The sequence below is a fragment of the Oceaniferula spumae genome (assembly GCF_042849255.1).
Taxonomy (GTDB): Bacteria; Verrucomicrobiota; Verrucomicrobiia; order Verrucomicrobiales; family Akkermansiaceae; genus Oceaniferula; species Oceaniferula spumae.
In genome coordinates this window covers 2,406,908-2,422,540 of sequence record NZ_AP026866.1, presented here as the reverse complement: position 1 = coordinate 2,422,540, position 15,633 = coordinate 2,406,908, and the positions used below count along the sequence as shown (strand labels likewise).

13 protein-coding genes are annotated in these 15,633 nt (G+C 53.0%); 12 read left to right on the top strand and 1 reads right to left on the bottom strand.

Annotated features, from left to right (window positions below):
- The first annotated feature begins 31 nt into the window (after positions 1 to 31).
- The gene (locus tag ACSPJT_RS10015; protein ID WP_435896196.1) at positions 32 to 1,219 is read left to right on the top strand and encodes a peptidase M42; all 1,188 of its coding nucleotides are present in this window, start codon (positions 32 to 34) and stop codon (positions 1,217 to 1,219) included.
- A 17-nt stretch (positions 1,220 to 1,236) separates the two neighbouring features.
- On the opposite strand, the gene ACSPJT_RS10010 is transcribed toward ACSPJT_RS10015, so the two are convergent.
- Positions 1,237 to 2,046, bottom strand: a complete 810-nt coding sequence (locus ACSPJT_RS10010) for a dienelactone hydrolase family protein (RefSeq protein WP_435892405.1) — start codon at positions 2,044 to 2,046, stop codon at positions 1,237 to 1,239.
- Positions 2,047 to 2,265: 219 nt separating this feature from the next.
- On the opposite strand from ACSPJT_RS10010, the gene ACSPJT_RS10005 reads away from it, so the two are divergent.
- The 11 genes from ACSPJT_RS10005 to ACSPJT_RS09955 all read left to right on the top strand — a co-directional run bounded on the left by ACSPJT_RS10005 (position 2,266) and on the right by ACSPJT_RS09955 (position 15,623).
- Positions 2,266 to 3,015, top strand: coding sequence for an SDR family NAD(P)-dependent oxidoreductase (locus tag ACSPJT_RS10005; RefSeq protein ID WP_435892404.1), 750 nt, complete (start codon positions 2,266 to 2,268; stop codon positions 3,013 to 3,015).
- Between the two features lie 120 nt (positions 3,016 to 3,135).
- On the top strand, positions 3,136 to 3,489 hold the full coding sequence (locus tag ACSPJT_RS10000) for a four helix bundle protein (RefSeq protein ID WP_435892403.1): 354 nt from the start codon (positions 3,136 to 3,138) through the stop codon (positions 3,487 to 3,489).
- A 39-nt stretch (positions 3,490 to 3,528) separates the two neighbouring features.
- Positions 3,529 to 4,386: a fumarylacetoacetate hydrolase family protein gene (locus ACSPJT_RS09995; RefSeq protein WP_435892402.1), complete on the top strand. Its 858-nt coding sequence runs from the start codon at positions 3,529 to 3,531 to the stop codon at positions 4,384 to 4,386.
- Positions 4,383 to 5,720: an enolase C-terminal domain-like protein gene (locus ACSPJT_RS09990; RefSeq protein WP_435892401.1), complete on the top strand. Its 1,338-nt coding sequence runs from the start codon at positions 4,383 to 4,385 to the stop codon at positions 5,718 to 5,720. The genes ACSPJT_RS09995 and ACSPJT_RS09990 overlap by 4 nt, the downstream gene beginning before the upstream one ends.
- 13 nt (positions 5,721 to 5,733) lie before the next feature.
- Complete coding sequence (locus tag ACSPJT_RS09985) at positions 5,734 to 7,239, top strand: MFS transporter (protein WP_435892400.1); 1,506 nt, start codon at positions 5,734 to 5,736, stop codon at positions 7,237 to 7,239.
- A gap of 14 nt (positions 7,240 to 7,253) precedes the next feature.
- Positions 7,254 to 8,036 carry an SDR family oxidoreductase gene (locus tag ACSPJT_RS09980; protein ID WP_435892399.1) on the top strand — a complete coding sequence of 261 codons (783 nt, stop codon included), beginning with the start codon at positions 7,254 to 7,256 and terminating at the stop codon, positions 8,034 to 8,036.
- A gap of 161 nt (positions 8,037 to 8,197) precedes the next feature.
- A complete protein-coding gene (locus ACSPJT_RS09975) occupies positions 8,198 to 8,884 on the top strand; it encodes a PEP-CTERM sorting domain-containing protein (RefSeq protein ID WP_435892398.1) in 687 nt (228 codons plus the stop codon).
- A 92-nt stretch (positions 8,885 to 8,976) separates the two neighbouring features.
- Positions 8,977 to 10,386, top strand: coding sequence for a tetratricopeptide repeat protein (locus tag ACSPJT_RS09970; protein WP_435892397.1), 1,410 nt, complete (start codon positions 8,977 to 8,979; stop codon positions 10,384 to 10,386).
- A gap of 148 nt (positions 10,387 to 10,534) precedes the next feature.
- The gene (locus ACSPJT_RS09965; protein ID WP_435892396.1) at positions 10,535 to 11,644 is read left to right on the top strand and encodes an AraC family transcriptional regulator; all 1,110 of its coding nucleotides are present in this window, start codon (positions 10,535 to 10,537) and stop codon (positions 11,642 to 11,644) included.
- Between the two features lie 103 nt (positions 11,645 to 11,747).
- On the top strand, positions 11,748 to 12,971 hold the full coding sequence (locus ACSPJT_RS09960; RefSeq protein WP_435892395.1) for an enolase C-terminal domain-like protein: 1,224 nt from the start codon (positions 11,748 to 11,750) through the stop codon (positions 12,969 to 12,971).
- Between the two features lie 21 nt (positions 12,972 to 12,992).
- Positions 12,993 to 15,623: a glycosyl hydrolase family 95 catalytic domain-containing protein gene (locus ACSPJT_RS09955; protein WP_435892394.1), complete on the top strand. Its 2,631-nt coding sequence runs from the start codon at positions 12,993 to 12,995 to the stop codon at positions 15,621 to 15,623.
- The last annotated feature ends 10 nt before the right edge of the window (positions 15,624 to 15,633 follow it).

The following is a 15,633-nucleotide window of genomic DNA, read 5'->3' as shown; positions in this document are numbered from 1 at the left end:
TAAATCCACCAAGCATCCGTGGGCAAAATCCATGCCCCAGGCCCAGTTCGACTTCATGCGCGACGTGCTCGCCGCTCCCAGTCCGATCGGCCTCGAAGCCGCCATGTCCTACGGCGTGCTGAAACCATACTTCGAAAAATTCATGCCCAAGTCCTGGGGCATCCATCAGTTCAAAGGCAACGCCGGCATCGTGGTGGACACCCACCCTGGCAAAGACGACATGACCTCCGTCATGATCATCGGCCACGCCGACAAGATCCGCATGCAGGTCCGCAACATCGACAAGGACGGCAAGATCTGGATCAACACCGACTCCTTCCTGCCCTGCACCCTCATCGGTCACGAAGTCAAACTCTTCAGCCAAGAGCCTAAGAAACCAGGCACCTACCGCATTATCGAAGGCGGTACCATCGAAGCCCTCGGCGCGATCCATTTCTCCGAGCCAGCCCAACGCACCGGGGACAAAGGCCTCAAGCCTGAAATGATGTATCTCGAGCTACAAATGCACGGCGACAACTGTAAGGAAAAAATCGAAGCCCTCGGCATCCGCCCCGGCGACCCGATCATCCTTAACCGCCCGATCAAACGCGGTTTCTCAGACGACAGCTTCTACGGCGCCTACCTCGACAACGGCCTCGGCTGCTTTGTCGTTGCAGAAATTGCCAAGATACTCGCGAAGTCACCGCTCAAGAACCTGCGCGTCCTCTACACCATCGCCACGCACGAAGAAATCGGCCGTTTTGGTGCCACCGCCATCGCCGGCGAACTGAAGCCAGACATCCTCATCGGCTCAGATGTGAACCACGACTACGATGCCGCCCCAGGCATTGCCTCCCGCCGTATGAACTCACTCAGCATGGGTAAAGGGTTCACTCTAACAAACGGCTCCATCACCAGCGAGTTCGTCAACAGCGTGATCGAAAAAGTCTGTCAGAAAAACGACATCCCATATCAAGTGGACTTCGCCGGTCGTGACACCGGCACCGATGCCATGGCCGCCGCACTGGCAGGTTTCGACAGCGCCGCCACCTCCATCGGTTTCCCAATCCGGAACATGCACACCATTTCTGAGACCGGCCACACCTCCGACGTCATCGCCGCCATCCACGCCATGGCCGAGACCTTCAAGGAGCTGGACAAGATGAACAAAGGCAAAGGAATCACCCGTGACGACCTCAAGAACGGCCACCCAAGGCTCGACGAGGCGAAGGGGCTGTAAAACTCAGGCAGCAAGTGCTACTTCGGGTTTTTCCTTTGAGAGAACACCCACTTGATCAGCTCGGGGTCCTTCCATGCGAAGGCGTAGGAGTTGTGGGAGACACCCGGGTAAACCGTCAGTTTCACCTGCTCGCCGCCGGCTTTTTTGATCGCGTCCACCATGTCGGTGGTCGCTTTCATCGGCACCACCGTGTCTTTGTCGCCGTGGAAAGTCCAGATGGGCAAGGAAACAAGCTTCTCCGCCTGACTCGGATCACCTCCGCCACAGACCGGCACTGCGGCAGCAACTAGCTCCGGCCAGCGCATGATGAAATTCCAGCAGCCGTAGCCACCCATGGAACATCCGATCAGATAAATGCGGCTTTCATCCACGGAGTGCTCTTTGACCACCTTGTCGAACAACTCCTTGGCCAGCGACATCGGCTCACTGATCGCCACCTTGTCCATCGAGTAAGAACCGTTCCGCCAAGGTGTGTTCACCCACTGTTTGTTAGGCGGGCACTGCGGCATCAGGATGATGCAGGGATTGTCTTTTTGCACGATCGGGCTGCTCCATCCGGCCACCCACGGGCGCATGTGCTTGACGTTTTTGGTGCCACGGGACCCCGCGCCGTGCAGTGCCAGCACCAATGGGTATTTCTTCTCCTTGCTGTATCCCTCCGGCAGGAAAATCCGGTAGTTCAGAGACTTGCCATCGGCATTGGTGAAGCTGTGCGCCGTTGTGCGTTGGCTGTAAACCGCCCTGCCTTCGTCCTTGAGATCGGTGTCGGCCATCGAGGCATGAGAGCTTAGGAAAATGGCGGCTAATGTGATGATGCGGTTTTTCATGGCAGAGGTCTTGGCAATAGTGATGACGCATCTTGATGCCGACCACAAGTTTTGCAAACTCAGGAAAACAAAATGTGTCTGGGTCACTGATCTCTAAAATCGCCACCTAAGGCTGTACGAGACGAAGGGAATCTAACGCTCAATGTCCAGATCTACAACGAACATGTCTTGATTGGCCATTGCGCGTCAGTCGAGTCATGTTCATGATCTGCGGCATTCATGAAAACAGCCGTTATTACCGGAGCCGGATCAGGGATTGGTCAGGCCGTTGCATTACGCCTAGCTGAAGAGGATCTCCATATCGTCGTTCTCGACTTCGATACCGAAGCTGGTGAGAAAACAGTTGAAACCATCCGTGCCGCAGGAGGCAGCGCGGAGTGCATCGGCTGTGATGTTTCCAGTACCGACTCCGTCGAAAAAGCCTTCGAGAAAATTTCCGAAGTCCACATTCTGGTTAACAACGCTGGCATCGCCGCCGTCGGCAATGTCGAGACCTGCTCACCTGAGGAGCTCGATAAAATCTACGGCGTGAATGTCAAAGGCATCTACCACTGCCTGCACTACGCCGTTCCGAAAATGATTTCCTCCGGTGGGGGATCGATAGTCAATCTGGCGTCCATCGCATCCAAGGTAGGCATCCAAGATCGCTTCGCCTACTCCATGTCCAAGGGTGCGGCCCTGAGCATGACGCTCTCCGTGGCTCGCGATTACATCGATAAAAACATCCGTTGTAACTGCGTCTGCCCGGCCCGCGTCCACACGCCCTTCGTCGATGGCTACCTCGAGAAAAACTATCCGGAAGACGAACGCGCCGAGATGTTCAGCAAACTCAGCGAATACCAGCCGATCGGTCGCATGGGCAAACCATCCGAAATCGCCGAACTCATCGCATTTCTAACATCAGACAAAGCAGGATTCATCACTGGCTCTGCCTACGATATCGACGGAGGAGTGACGCTTCTTAGGTGAGATTTGAAAAGTGAAATTGGAAAAGTGAAGACGCTCCATTTCTACCATTTTCACCAATTCCTCCCGTGACTGCTCCAGACCAACCTTTCAAATTTAACTTCTCCAATTTAACTTAACTTCGTGGAATCCGGTGACTTACAGGAGCGAACTTATCAGTTCTCATTGCGCGTGATAAAACTCGTGGGGAATCTAGGCAATGCAGCTGGTGAACGTCATGTAGCTGATCAATTGTTTCGTGCAGGGACCTCTGTGGCTGCGAACTATAGGGCGGCACGACGTGGCAAATCCAAAAAAGATTTCATCGCCAAACTAGGTATTGTCTTGGAGGAAGCCGATGAATGCCAATACTGGCTAAGCATTATTATCGATACAAAGATGATGAAAGATGAGCTAGTAAAACCCTTGCTAACAGAAGCAGGAGAATTAACCGCAATCTTCACCACATCCATCAAATCTGCCCGTGAGCGCGCCTAATCCACTTTTCAAATCCAACTTCTCAAATCTAACTTTAAAATGAAGCTAACAAGATACCACCAAGACGGAAAAATCACCCCAGGCGTCTTCTCAGACCCGAACACCATTGTCGACTGCACCTCTTTCGGAGAGGATTGGAACGAATCGTTTTTTGAAAACGATGGACTGAACCGACTGGATACATTCCTCATTGAAAAACGCAATAAGCTCCCTCTGGTCAACGTTGCCAATGTCACTCTGGCACCCGCCATTGCACGCCCGTCCAAGATCGTCTGCATCGGTCTGAATTACGCCGCTCACGCTGCCGAATCCGGCATGGATGCGCCACCTGAACCGGTTGTCTTTTTCAAAGCCACCACCGCCTGGGCCGGACCAAACGATGATATCGTGATCCCACGTCACTCTAACAAAACCGACTGGGAAGTGGAACTCGCCGTGGTCATCGGCAAAAAAGCCAAGTATGTCTCCAAGGAGGACGCGCTCGATTACGTTGCCGGATACGCCGTGCACAATGACTACTCGGAACGCGAGTGGCAGATTGAAAAAGCCGGCCAGTGGGTGAAAGGAAAATCAGCCGACACCTTCGCCCCCTTCGGCCCATACGTCGCCACCAAAGATGAAATCGAAGACCCTAACAACCTAGACCTCTGGCTCAGCTTGAACGGTGAGAAAATTCAGAACAGCAACACCTCCGACTTCATTTTCAACATCCAGCACGTGGTTAGCTATCTGTCCGACTTTATGACCTTGCTGCCAGGTGACGTGATCTCCACCGGCACCCCAGCGGGTGTTGGTCTCGGCTTTGATCCTCCCGTTTACCTCAAGGCAGGCGATGTCGTCGAGCTCGGTATCGAAGGCCTCGGAACTCAGAAACAAACCGCTGTCAAAGAACAATGAAAATAACTTCCGCCAATGTCATCGATCTCCGCGTGCCGACATCGGATGATCTGTTAGGATCAGATCCGTTTCACACCGAGCCAGACTACTCCTCGGCTGTGCTGCATCTGGAAACGGACAGTGGTCACCGCGGTGTTTCCGTTGTCTTTACCATCGGAGCCGGCACCGACTGGATTTGCCACGGCATCGAAGATCTCACTCAGCTGGTGATTGGATCGGACTTGGCGGACTTCACGGCTTCACCGATCAAGCTCTACAAGCGACTCATCGATCACCATCAGCTCCGCTGGCTGCATGATGGCGTTTTCCGCATGGCCTGCGGTGCCATTCTTAATGCCATGTGGGACCTCTGGGCGAAGCTGGAAAACAAACCTCTTTGGAAACTACTCGTCGATCTCGAGCCGGAGTTCATTGTCGATCACTGCATCGACTGGCGGAACATCAAAGACGCCCTTACTCCTGAAGAGGCGCTGGAAATCCTCAACAAAGCCAAGGCAAACAAAGCCGCACGCGAGCAGGAGATGTCAGAAATCGGCCCCAAGGCCTACTGCACCGCCGGTTGGCTCGGTCTGACCAACGATCAGATCATCGAGACCATCCGCAAACTGCAGAAGACCGGCTTTGATACCTTCAAGCTCAAGGTCGGTCAGAACCTTGAGGACGATGTCGCTCGTATCAAATTCACTCGTGATGCCATTGGTCCAGATCAGGATCTGATGGTGGATGCCAACCAATACTGGGGCGTAGACGAGGCCAAGGAGCACATCCAACATTACCTTCCCTACAATCTGAAATGGGTCGAGGAACCCATCGCCAGAGATGATGTGTTAGGCTACGTCGAACTTTCGGAAACCTTCAAAGACGCCTCCTTCCAAATGGCCTGCGGTGAGCAGGGTGCCTCACCAGTGATCTTCAAGCAGTTGCTGAAGTCCAAGGCGATCGGCTACTGTCAGATCGATGCTGTTAGGGTGGCCGGCGTCAATGACGTCATGGCCAATATCCTCATGGCGGCGAAGTATGACATCCCCGTTTGCCCGCACGGCGGCGGCATTGCACTGTGCAACATGATCCAGCATTACGGCATGTGGGACCAGATCGCAGTCAGCGGTCACTCGGAAACCCAGCTGGTGGAATACATCGATTTTCTCGCCGAAGTCGTGGAGCATCCGGTCGCCACTAAGGACGGGCACTACGTCACCCCCAAGGCACCCGGTTGGGGACTTGAGTTCCACGCTGAGTTCCTGAATGATCACACCTATCCATCCGGCAAAATTTGGGCCAACCGCCCTCCTGAGAAATGCGGTGCCAAATTTGAATCTCCACCCAAACACTAAAACCACCTGAACCATGGAAAAATCACCTGTCGTCCCTAAGAAATTCCTGATCCCATTTATTCTGGTAACAATCCTGTTTCCACTGTGGGCCTTTGCGAACAACTTCACCGATCCTTTTGTCAAAGTCTTCAAGGACGTCTTTAATACCTCTAACGACAAAGCGGCATGGGTGCAGATGGCCTTCTACGGAGGTTACGCCACCATGGCGATTCCTGCGGCCATTTTCATCAGGAAATTTTCCTACAAGGCAGGGATTCTCGTGGGCTTGCTGCTCTTTGCGGCGGGTGCCTTGATCACCATTCCTGCAGCGCAGAGTGTGAACTTCACGCTGTTCATTTTTGCCTTCTACATCCTCACCTTCGGCCTCGCCTTCCTCGAGACCACCGCAAATCCTTTCATCCTCTCGATGGGATCGGAAAAGACCGCGACACGCCGACTCAATCTCGCGCAGGCGTTTAACCCGATCGGTTCTCTGGTGGGTGCCGGTGTCGCCGCAGCCGTGGTGCTTCCCAGTCTCGACATGGCGGCTTTCAAACACGATGTCGGCAGCATCCAGGCCGAGCTTTCACCCGCAGAAAGTTCCCAGACGGAGCATTACATTCTGCCATTCCTGAAACATACCCCTAAGGAAAACCTCAACGATCCCAACGTTCGCAACTACTTGGAAAATACCACCGTTGAAGATCCGGCCAAGCTCACCGAGCAGACGATCACGGCTTATCAGAATGGTGAGATTGCCACCTTCGATGGCAAATCATTTGTCGAGCTGCAGCAGCATGACCTCAGCATCGCCTCCACCAGCTACACCATTCTCGGAATCACCGTGCTCGCGGTATTCCTGATCTTTGTGTTCTACAAAGTTCCGGAACAGCGGCATGAAAAAGGCGAGGCGCTCAATCTGGGCGCAACCGCTAAACGTCTCTTCGCGAACTCCCGCTACCTCGGCGGCGTGGTGGCTCAGATTTTCTACGTCGGCGTGCAGATCATGGTCTGGACCTACATTTTCCACTACTGCGAAAATGAGCTCGGCATCGATAACGCCACCGCTGGCAAACACCAGATCGCAGCCTTGGTTCTCTTCCTCGGCTTCCGTTTCGTCTGCACCTTCTTCCTGAAATACATCTCACCAGGCAAGCTTCTCGCACTGCTCTCCGTGGGCGGCATCGCCACCACACTCGGAGCCATCTACCTCAGCGGTATGCCCGGTCTCTACTCATTGATGGGGATCTCTGCCTGCATGTCCCTGATGTTCCCCACCATCTACGGTATCGCACTTGAGGGTGTGGGTGAGGATGCCAAGCTCGGCTCGGCCGGTCTCATCTTCGCCATCGTTGGTGGTGCTTTCATGCCAAAACTTCAGGGCATGATGATCGATAGCGGTGACATGTTTGGCCTCAGTGCCACCCGTGCCTCGTTCTATCTGCCGGTGCTCTGCTTTGTGATCATCGCGATCTACGGACTCGTTTTCCGCAGCCCTCGCCCCGAGATTCACATGACCGAGCCGGGCGAACCTATCTAACATAACAATTCACCATGGATCTCAATCTAACTGATAAAGTCGTCATCATTACCGGCGGTGCCAAGGGCATTGGCGCAGGCTGCACCGAGGTCTTCGCAGCCGAGGGCGCCATCCCCGTCATCGTTGGTCGCTCGCCGGATGTGGGTCGGGAGTTGATCGAGCAATGCGGTCGTGGCCACGTGATCGAGGCGGAGCTGACGTCTGAAGAGGCATGCAAGAATGCCATCGAGGAAACATTGGAGAAGTTCGGCAAAATCGACGGCATCGTTCACAATGCCGGCATCAACGACGGAGTGTCACTACGCCAGAAACCCGAGGATTTCATGGCCTCTCTGCAAAAGAATATTTTCCACGTCTTCACCCTCACCCACTACGCGCTGGACGCACTGATCGAGTCCAAAGGATTCATCATCAATATATCATCGAAAGTAGCCGACACCGGCCAGGGTGCCACCTCTGGTTACGCGGCTTCGAAAGGCGCGATGAATTCCCTCACTCGCGAATGGGCGCTGGACTTGGCCAAACACTCCATCCGCGTGAATACCGTGGTCCCCGCCGAGGTCATGACCCCACTCTACGAGAACTGGGTCAAGACTCTGGATGACCCTCAGAAGTTCATCGATGAAGCCTGCGCACGCATCCCATTTGAACACCGCATGACTACTGCGCACGAAATTGCAAACGCAGTCGCCTTCCTAGCCTCTGACAAATCCGCCCACACCACCGGCCAGATCATCTACCCAGACGGTGGCTACGTCCACCTCGACCGCGCCTACGGAACCGTGGAAAAAGGCTAAGTATGTTGAGGTTAGGTATTTTTAAATCTTAGATTTCAGACGCGATATCTTGCTCTGATTGCAATGCCTTTGTCCCAAATTGCAATGTTATAAATGTGGTTTGTAGATATTGTCGGTTAAAGAAGATGGCTTGATTCTCTCCGTCTAACCACACACATACAATGAAACTGAAAAACATCCTATTTGCCAGTGGAATACTAGTCAGTATCTCTCAACTCAATGCTGCAAACGTGCTCCTCAACGGAGATTTTGAAGCCGGCCTGACTGGTAGCCATAATTACAATATCCCCACTGAAATAGGCAACCTCAACTATGGCCCGCCCAACTTTGGATCTACAATGCCCACAGGCTGGACACGCAGCGTAGTCGGTGCAGGTGCAGGAGGACGTGGATGGGTCGTCACCGATCTCGGAGAGCCCACTACCGCATTTGCCTCTGGCGACTATGCGTATCGTCTGGATGGAGCCACAAATAACGGCGTGGACTCCATTATTCAGTCTGGCATCGGCCTTACTAGCGGTCAGATCGTCACGCTTAGCTTTGATGCGTTTCTAGATGGCAATGCTGGCACCAATGAGGTGCTTGCGAGATTGACAGGTCCCGTCACCATCGACCTTCTTGGTGCTGGCACGCTACTCACTCGAGATGGTTCCTCAGAACCTGTCACCAGTGCTTCTTTTGCCATCACCACATCAGGAACTTACACGTTTGAAATATATGCTGACCAAAGCACTACCTCAAACCACATCATAGTTGATAATTTGGTTCTGAATGCAGTGCCTGAGCCATCATCCACAGCTTTACTCGGCATCGGTGGCCTCGCACTCATCCTGCGCCGCCGTAAGTAAGTCATCTGACCTCTCAACCGCGACCGAGTCATTCGGTCGCGGTTTTTTAATGTCTGGAAATCCCTACCCAGTCATCACACATTATTGGCAGCATGACTGGAGCCGACAAACAGTGGATCAAAGCCCGCAAGCTGGTGGCGGCTGAGAAGCCTCATGCTGCAGCTGCCATCCTGCGAACGTTAGCCAAGCAGCAACCGAGCAATCCAGGAATCCATCTCGACTACGCCAACGTGCTGACCATGCTCGGTGAGCTTGATGCGTCACGTGGGGTGCTGTCTCGTCTTAAACAATCGAAATCTAACGATCCCCATTTGCTCATTGAAGTGGCGGTGGGTTATTTCAAAATGGGCGACTATCAAGTGGCCCGTGAGCAGCTCCATGAGCTATGGACTACATCTGGAGATATTGCTACGGGCATTGCTTTGCTAGAAGTATTGGAACGCCTTGGCGAAACAGCAATCGCTTCTCCGATGGCCGATGAATTGGCTGAGAAACACTCACGCGCTAGATTGATGCAAGGCATACTCGCGCTGAAGCAGGGCGACGCGGAAAAATCACTGTTCGCACTCAATAAACTTCTTTCGGACAATGGCTCAGCTGTGGAGCCACGCACCATTTATCGAGCCATGCTCACCAAAGCGAACGCACTCGAGCGCTTAAGCCGCTATGCAGAAGCTTGGCAGGAAATGCTGGCTGCAAAAACGCAAGCTATGCCAGCCCCTGCAGTGCGTCAGCGCGGCGAACGGCTAATGCAGCGCAAGCTCAAGGAATCCCGCGCTCGAATCGCGGCCACTGATCCTTTTGAAAAACGGGAGCCTTGTCATAAATCACCCATGCTGGTCACAGGCCATCCTCGTTCAGGAACTTCCGTTTGTTCACTTCATCTCGCAAACGCTCTCGGCTGTAGTATGGCCGATGAAATCGGTGCGTTCGCACGCACGCTGGACAAGCTCAGGCTAGTAAACAAAGTCACAAATTCATGGAGTGAAGAAAAAATTGAAGCAGCCAGAGCTCACTATAAAGAGCAGATGCTGGCCTTCCTTCCAGAGCTGGCAGACTCTCGGCGTTGGATCGATAAAAACCCCGGTCTGGAATGGCAGCTTGATCAATGGTTGACGTTGTTTCGCGGATCGCAGGTTAAAATTGTTAGGCGCAAGGCACTCGACTGCTTGGTCAGCTGTATGTTCACCTACTTACCGATTAATCCGTGGACGATGCGATTTTTTGAGGTGGGAGCGGCCGCACAATCCATCGCGGATTCCATAGAGATACAACATATGATGTTGGAAAAAGCTCCACACCAGATCGAGATCTTACATTACGAAGATTTTGTCGCATCGCTCGCGAACACTCAGCCAATGATTACCAGCCAGACCAACATCAATCATTCACCCAACTATTCATCTGTGACCAAGGCTGTTACGACGAGCCGTGTAGATCGCGCAGAGCCATACCGTGAGTTTCTTCCCACGGACATCGTAGTCTCGCTTGAAGAAGTATGAATCGGAGGCCTCAAAGCGATGCACAGCTTCACCCTGGCTCTTGCGATACTTGCTCACTGCTTGATTCAAGTTTAAGCTCAACATAGTCTGAATCTGCAACTCACGTATATTGCCTATTTTTAGCGATAACTTTGTCATCTACTCTGCCATGAAATTAGCCCTCGCCCTGCGCCGCTCATCAGCAGAGCGTTTTGTCATCGAACTAGGAATTCATGACTACGCAAGGGAGCATCCTGAGATCGAAATCATCAGCATCGGAGGAAACCAATCTCTCTCATGGGACGATGCTCTGGGATCTGAGCCGGATGCACTGATCGGATACTTCCACCAGCCGTGGCATCTCGAATGTGTGCGCGAGCTGAACATTCCCTCACTGTGCGTGAATAGTGTCTTTCAACATGAGGAAATTTCCTGTGTCCGAGCAGACTCACATGCCGTTGGCGTGATGGCCGCTGAATATTTTCTCCGCCTGGGCTGCAAGGACTTTACCTATATCACCAATGTGCCAGAGCACTATTACTCGCAGCGCAGACAGGAAGGTTTTTTTAGCCACTTGAAAACGAGCGGGCTGAGTGCTGAGTGTATCGCTTCAGAATCGTTAGAACCTGCAGCCCTCTGGTTGCAGAAAAAAATAGAGCAGGGGAATCTCTCCGGTGTATTCTGTGTCAATGATCGAGCCGCTCGAGCTTTGTTGAATTTGTTAGAATCTGGAAATTCGAATTTGGAGGACAAACTCATCATTCTCGGCGTGGATAATGATCCATTCTATTACGAAAATGGCTCCGTCATTTTCTCCAGTATCGATGTGAACCACCGCCATGCCGGATACTTGGCCGCCCAGTTACTCCATCAGCAAATTTTAGCCCAAGACACTACTCCGGCCTGTATCGAGGTGCCACCACTACAGCTGCACGATCGATACCAGCTGGCTCGAAAAATGCAGAAAAAACATCCGGCATTGGGTCTCGTATTTCAGAATATCAACGCGAACTTTGCCGATGCCACGCTGAGTGCGGAATCGGTTGCGAAGCACTGCGGTCTCAGCGTCCGTTCATTAAACAGAATCCTCAAAGAGCATGGTCACGCGCCACTTGCTGCAACGATTCTGGACGCCCGTATTCGTGCCGCTAAAAAATTACTCGAACGCTCGAACCTGACACTGGAGCAGATTGCTTACACCGTGGGATTCAACGAATACACCACCTTTTTCCGGGCATTCAAAAAATCCGTCGGCAAAGCGCCATCCGATTTTCGCTAGGGGGGAGTTTTGTTCTCCTAATCCGCCATCTATTTGGCTGTAATCGCAATGTTCTAAAGACAGGTGCATGCTAATGTGCACAGAGAAATTTTCCCTAACATCAGTGATAGCAAAAATTAACACGCGCGACGCCCGATACGACATCGGCGATACAGCCGGCTCAGACGCCATCCACAAAAATCCTGAGTATTCCTACGCTGTCACCTTGCTTGAGGACGATGGTGGTCACACTGGTTCAGGCCTCGCTTTCACACTAGGTGAGGGGAATGACCTTGTCTGCCAAGGCGCACAATTTCTCGCCCGTTCCCTCGAAGGCCGCGACATCGAGGAAATCATGGCCGATTTCGGCACCTTCCAGAACCAAATCTCCAACGAACAACAATTCCGATGGCTCGGACCCCACAAAGGTCTCGCCCACCTCGCCCTCTCATCCGTCACCAACGCATGCTGGGACCTATGGGCAAAATCACGCGGAGTCCCACTCTGGAAACTTCTCCTCGACCTCACTCCACAGGAAATCATCAACACCATCGATTTCTCATACCTCGAGGACGAGCTCACCCGCGAACAAGCACTCGCCATCCTAACAGACGCCCAGTCCACCCGTGAATCCCGCATGGGCATCTTGGAAAAGGGCTACCCTGGCTATGATACCTCCATCGGCTGGTTTAATTACTCCGATGAACAAATCAAAGAGAACGTCAAGAAGTCGGTCGACGCTGGCTTCACCGCCATGAAGCTCAAAGTCGGCTCCCCGGACATGGACTTCGACCTCCGCCGCACCGAAATCGTCCGCGAAGGGGCGGGGGACGCCGCCACCCTGATGGTCGACGCTAACCAGCAATGGACCATGCCACGCGCCCTCGAATATGGCGAACGCTCACGCGACTACAATCTCTACTGGATCGAAGAACCCACCCACCCAGACGACATCCTAGGCCACGCCACTTTAGCCAAAGCCTACGCTCCCCACACTAAAGTCGCCGCTGGAGAACACGTCCCTAACAGAATCATCTTCAAAAACTACTTCCAAGCCGAAGCCCACAGCTTCTGCCAAGTGGACGCCGCCCGCGTCGCTGGAGTCTCAGAGTTCCTCGCCATCTCCCTCATGGCAAAACAGCGAAACATCCCCGTTGTCCCACACGTTGGCGACATGGGCCAAATCCACCAGCACCTCGTCCTCTTCAACCACATCGGCATGAACCACGAAGCGCTCCTGTTAGAACAAATCCCACACCTCCAAAAACACTTCGTACACCCCTGCGTCGTCAAAGACGGAGTCTACCAAACTCCACAAACCCCGGGCATGTCATCGGATCTTAAATAACTTCATAATTTTCTAACCACTATGCGGACACTTATTTTACTCAGTCTCACGACAGTTCTTCAAGCCAGCCCACTTTCGCTGACTGACAATCAACCAGCTTCTAACTGGGAGCGTGACACTTTTCCCATTGGTAACGGAACGATTGGCGCAACAGTCTACGGCGGCACCACCAAGGCCCAAATCCAATTCACTGTCGACTCCCTCTGGACCGGCAACGAAAACGTCTCCGGAAATTACGACATCCTGCCCTCAAAGCCCGGTGGAGATCACTTCGGCGCTCACCAATCCATGGGTGAAATCTCCTTCACACACGCTTTCGGAAACCACACCCAAGTATCTAACCCCACGAACAACCTACCTTTCACTCCGGCCGAAGGCGTTCAGTCCAGCCACGATAATAATCCAAAGACAAAATGGTGTTTCGAACCCAAGGGCAAAGAAATCATCTGGCAAGTAACCACATCCAAACCCACCAACGTCACCGAATACACTCTGACTAGCGCCGGCGACGTCCCAGCTCGGTTCCCCAGCGCATGGAAACTCGAAGCCTCGAATAACGGCAAAGACTGGACGACCATTGACAAAAAAATCAACCAAGCTCCTGCCGCAAATGTCCTCACGCCCTATTCCTTTGGCATCGACCAGGACGAAAAACTCTTCTTCACACATTATCGGTTCACCTTCATCCCAAGGCAAAACATCAGTCATTTCCAATTAGGAGAAATTGCGCTCAAAGGCATTAACTTATCTTCGACTGGTTCAGATGCCGATAACTACTCCCGCACTCTTGATCTAACAACCGCCACTCACGCCACCACATTCACCCACGGGGGCACCACCTACACGCGCCGTGCCATCACCTCATTTCCTGACAAAATCCTCGCCTGGGAAATCACCGCAGACAAACCAGGCAAGATCTCCGGAACCCTCGATCTAGTCGGAACCCACTCAGGGCTCGAAAATGTCACTACAAGAAACAATACCATCACCCTCGAAGGCAACCTGCAGAATAATCTCAATTACGCTGCCCAAACCACCATCATCCCGACAGGTGGAAAACTCACAACATCCGGCAACACGCTAAAAATCGAAAACGCCGACTCCGCTCTCATCCTCCTGTCCGCAGACACGAACTACACCATGGATGTCAGCAAAAACTGGCGCCATGGAAAAGCCCTCGACCACACCACACCTCGTCTCAAAGCAGCTTCCAATAAAACCTTCAAGACACTCCACGATGCTCACGTCAGCGACCACCAGTCTTTCTTTAACCGAGTCACAATCGATCTCGGCACCACCCCACCGGAGTTAGCCAAACAACCCACCCGTGAACGCATTGAAAACTACCGTAAGAATGCCCAAAAACTTCCTCGCCCATGCCTTGACCCCGACTTGGAAGAAACCCTCTTTCAATACGGTCGCTACTTACTCATAGCCGCCTCCCGTCCTGGCACCCTTCCAGCGAATCTTCAAGGCGTCTGGAATAGTTCTAACAAACCCGCATGGTGCGCCGACTATCACACCAACATCAATCTCCAGATGAACTACTGGCTCGCCGAGTCAACCAACCTTTCCGAGCTCGCCACGCCACTCTTTGATTTACTAACAGCCTCCACATCAGTCTACGCAAAACACACCAAGCTCAAATATGGAGCGGACAAACCAGGCTACGTCACCCGCATGTCTGTAAACCCCTTCGGAGGCGGCGGCTGGAACTGGAACATCGAAGGCACCGCGTGGCTTTCCCAGCACTACTGGACTCACTACCTCTACACCCAGGACAAAAAATTCCTCGCAGACAAGGCCTACCCATTTCTCTCGGATGTCTCCAGATTCTGGCTCACCCAGCTTAAGGAGCTTCCTGACGGCACCCTCGTCGTCCCAAACGCATGGTCCCACGAACACGGGCCTCACGAAGACGGAACCGCACACGCCCAGCAGCTCATGCACGACCTCTTCACAAATACTGTCAACGCAGCGAAGATTCTCAACAAAGACGCCGACTTGGTCGAAACGCTCACCGAAAGACTTAACAAACTAGCAGGACCCAAAATCGGTTCATGGGGACAACTCATGGAATGGATGGAAGAAAAACCGGACCTCGAAAAATCCAACCACCGCCACACATCACACCTCTACGCCGTCCACCCTGGAAATCAAATCACTCTAACAGGGACGCCGAAGCTCGCAGAAGCAGCACGCGTTTCACTGGAAAAACGTGGCGAAGTCGGCGATTCCCGTCGCTCCTGGACCTGGGCATGGCGCACCGCCCTCTGGGCACGTCTCGGCCAACCGGAACGCGCGCATTCGTGTGTGGCTGGCTTACTGGCCTATAACACGCTTCCGAACCTTTGGACCACTCACCCACCGTTCCAGATCGATGGCAATTACGGCATTTCCAATGGCATTGCAGAGATGCTCGTCCAGTCACATGCCGGAAACATTTCCCTACTCCCAGCCCTGACCAAACAATGGCCCACTGGCTCAGTTACAGGTCTCAAAGCCAGTGGTGGTCATACCATCGACATCCGTTGGAAAGACGGAAAACTCACCTCGGCCACGATCAAAAAAGGCCCAGCCAAACTCAATCCCATTCTAATCAACGGTCAACCAATGTCGAGCAACGACAGCCGTGTTAAAATCATCAACTAAACAACGTACT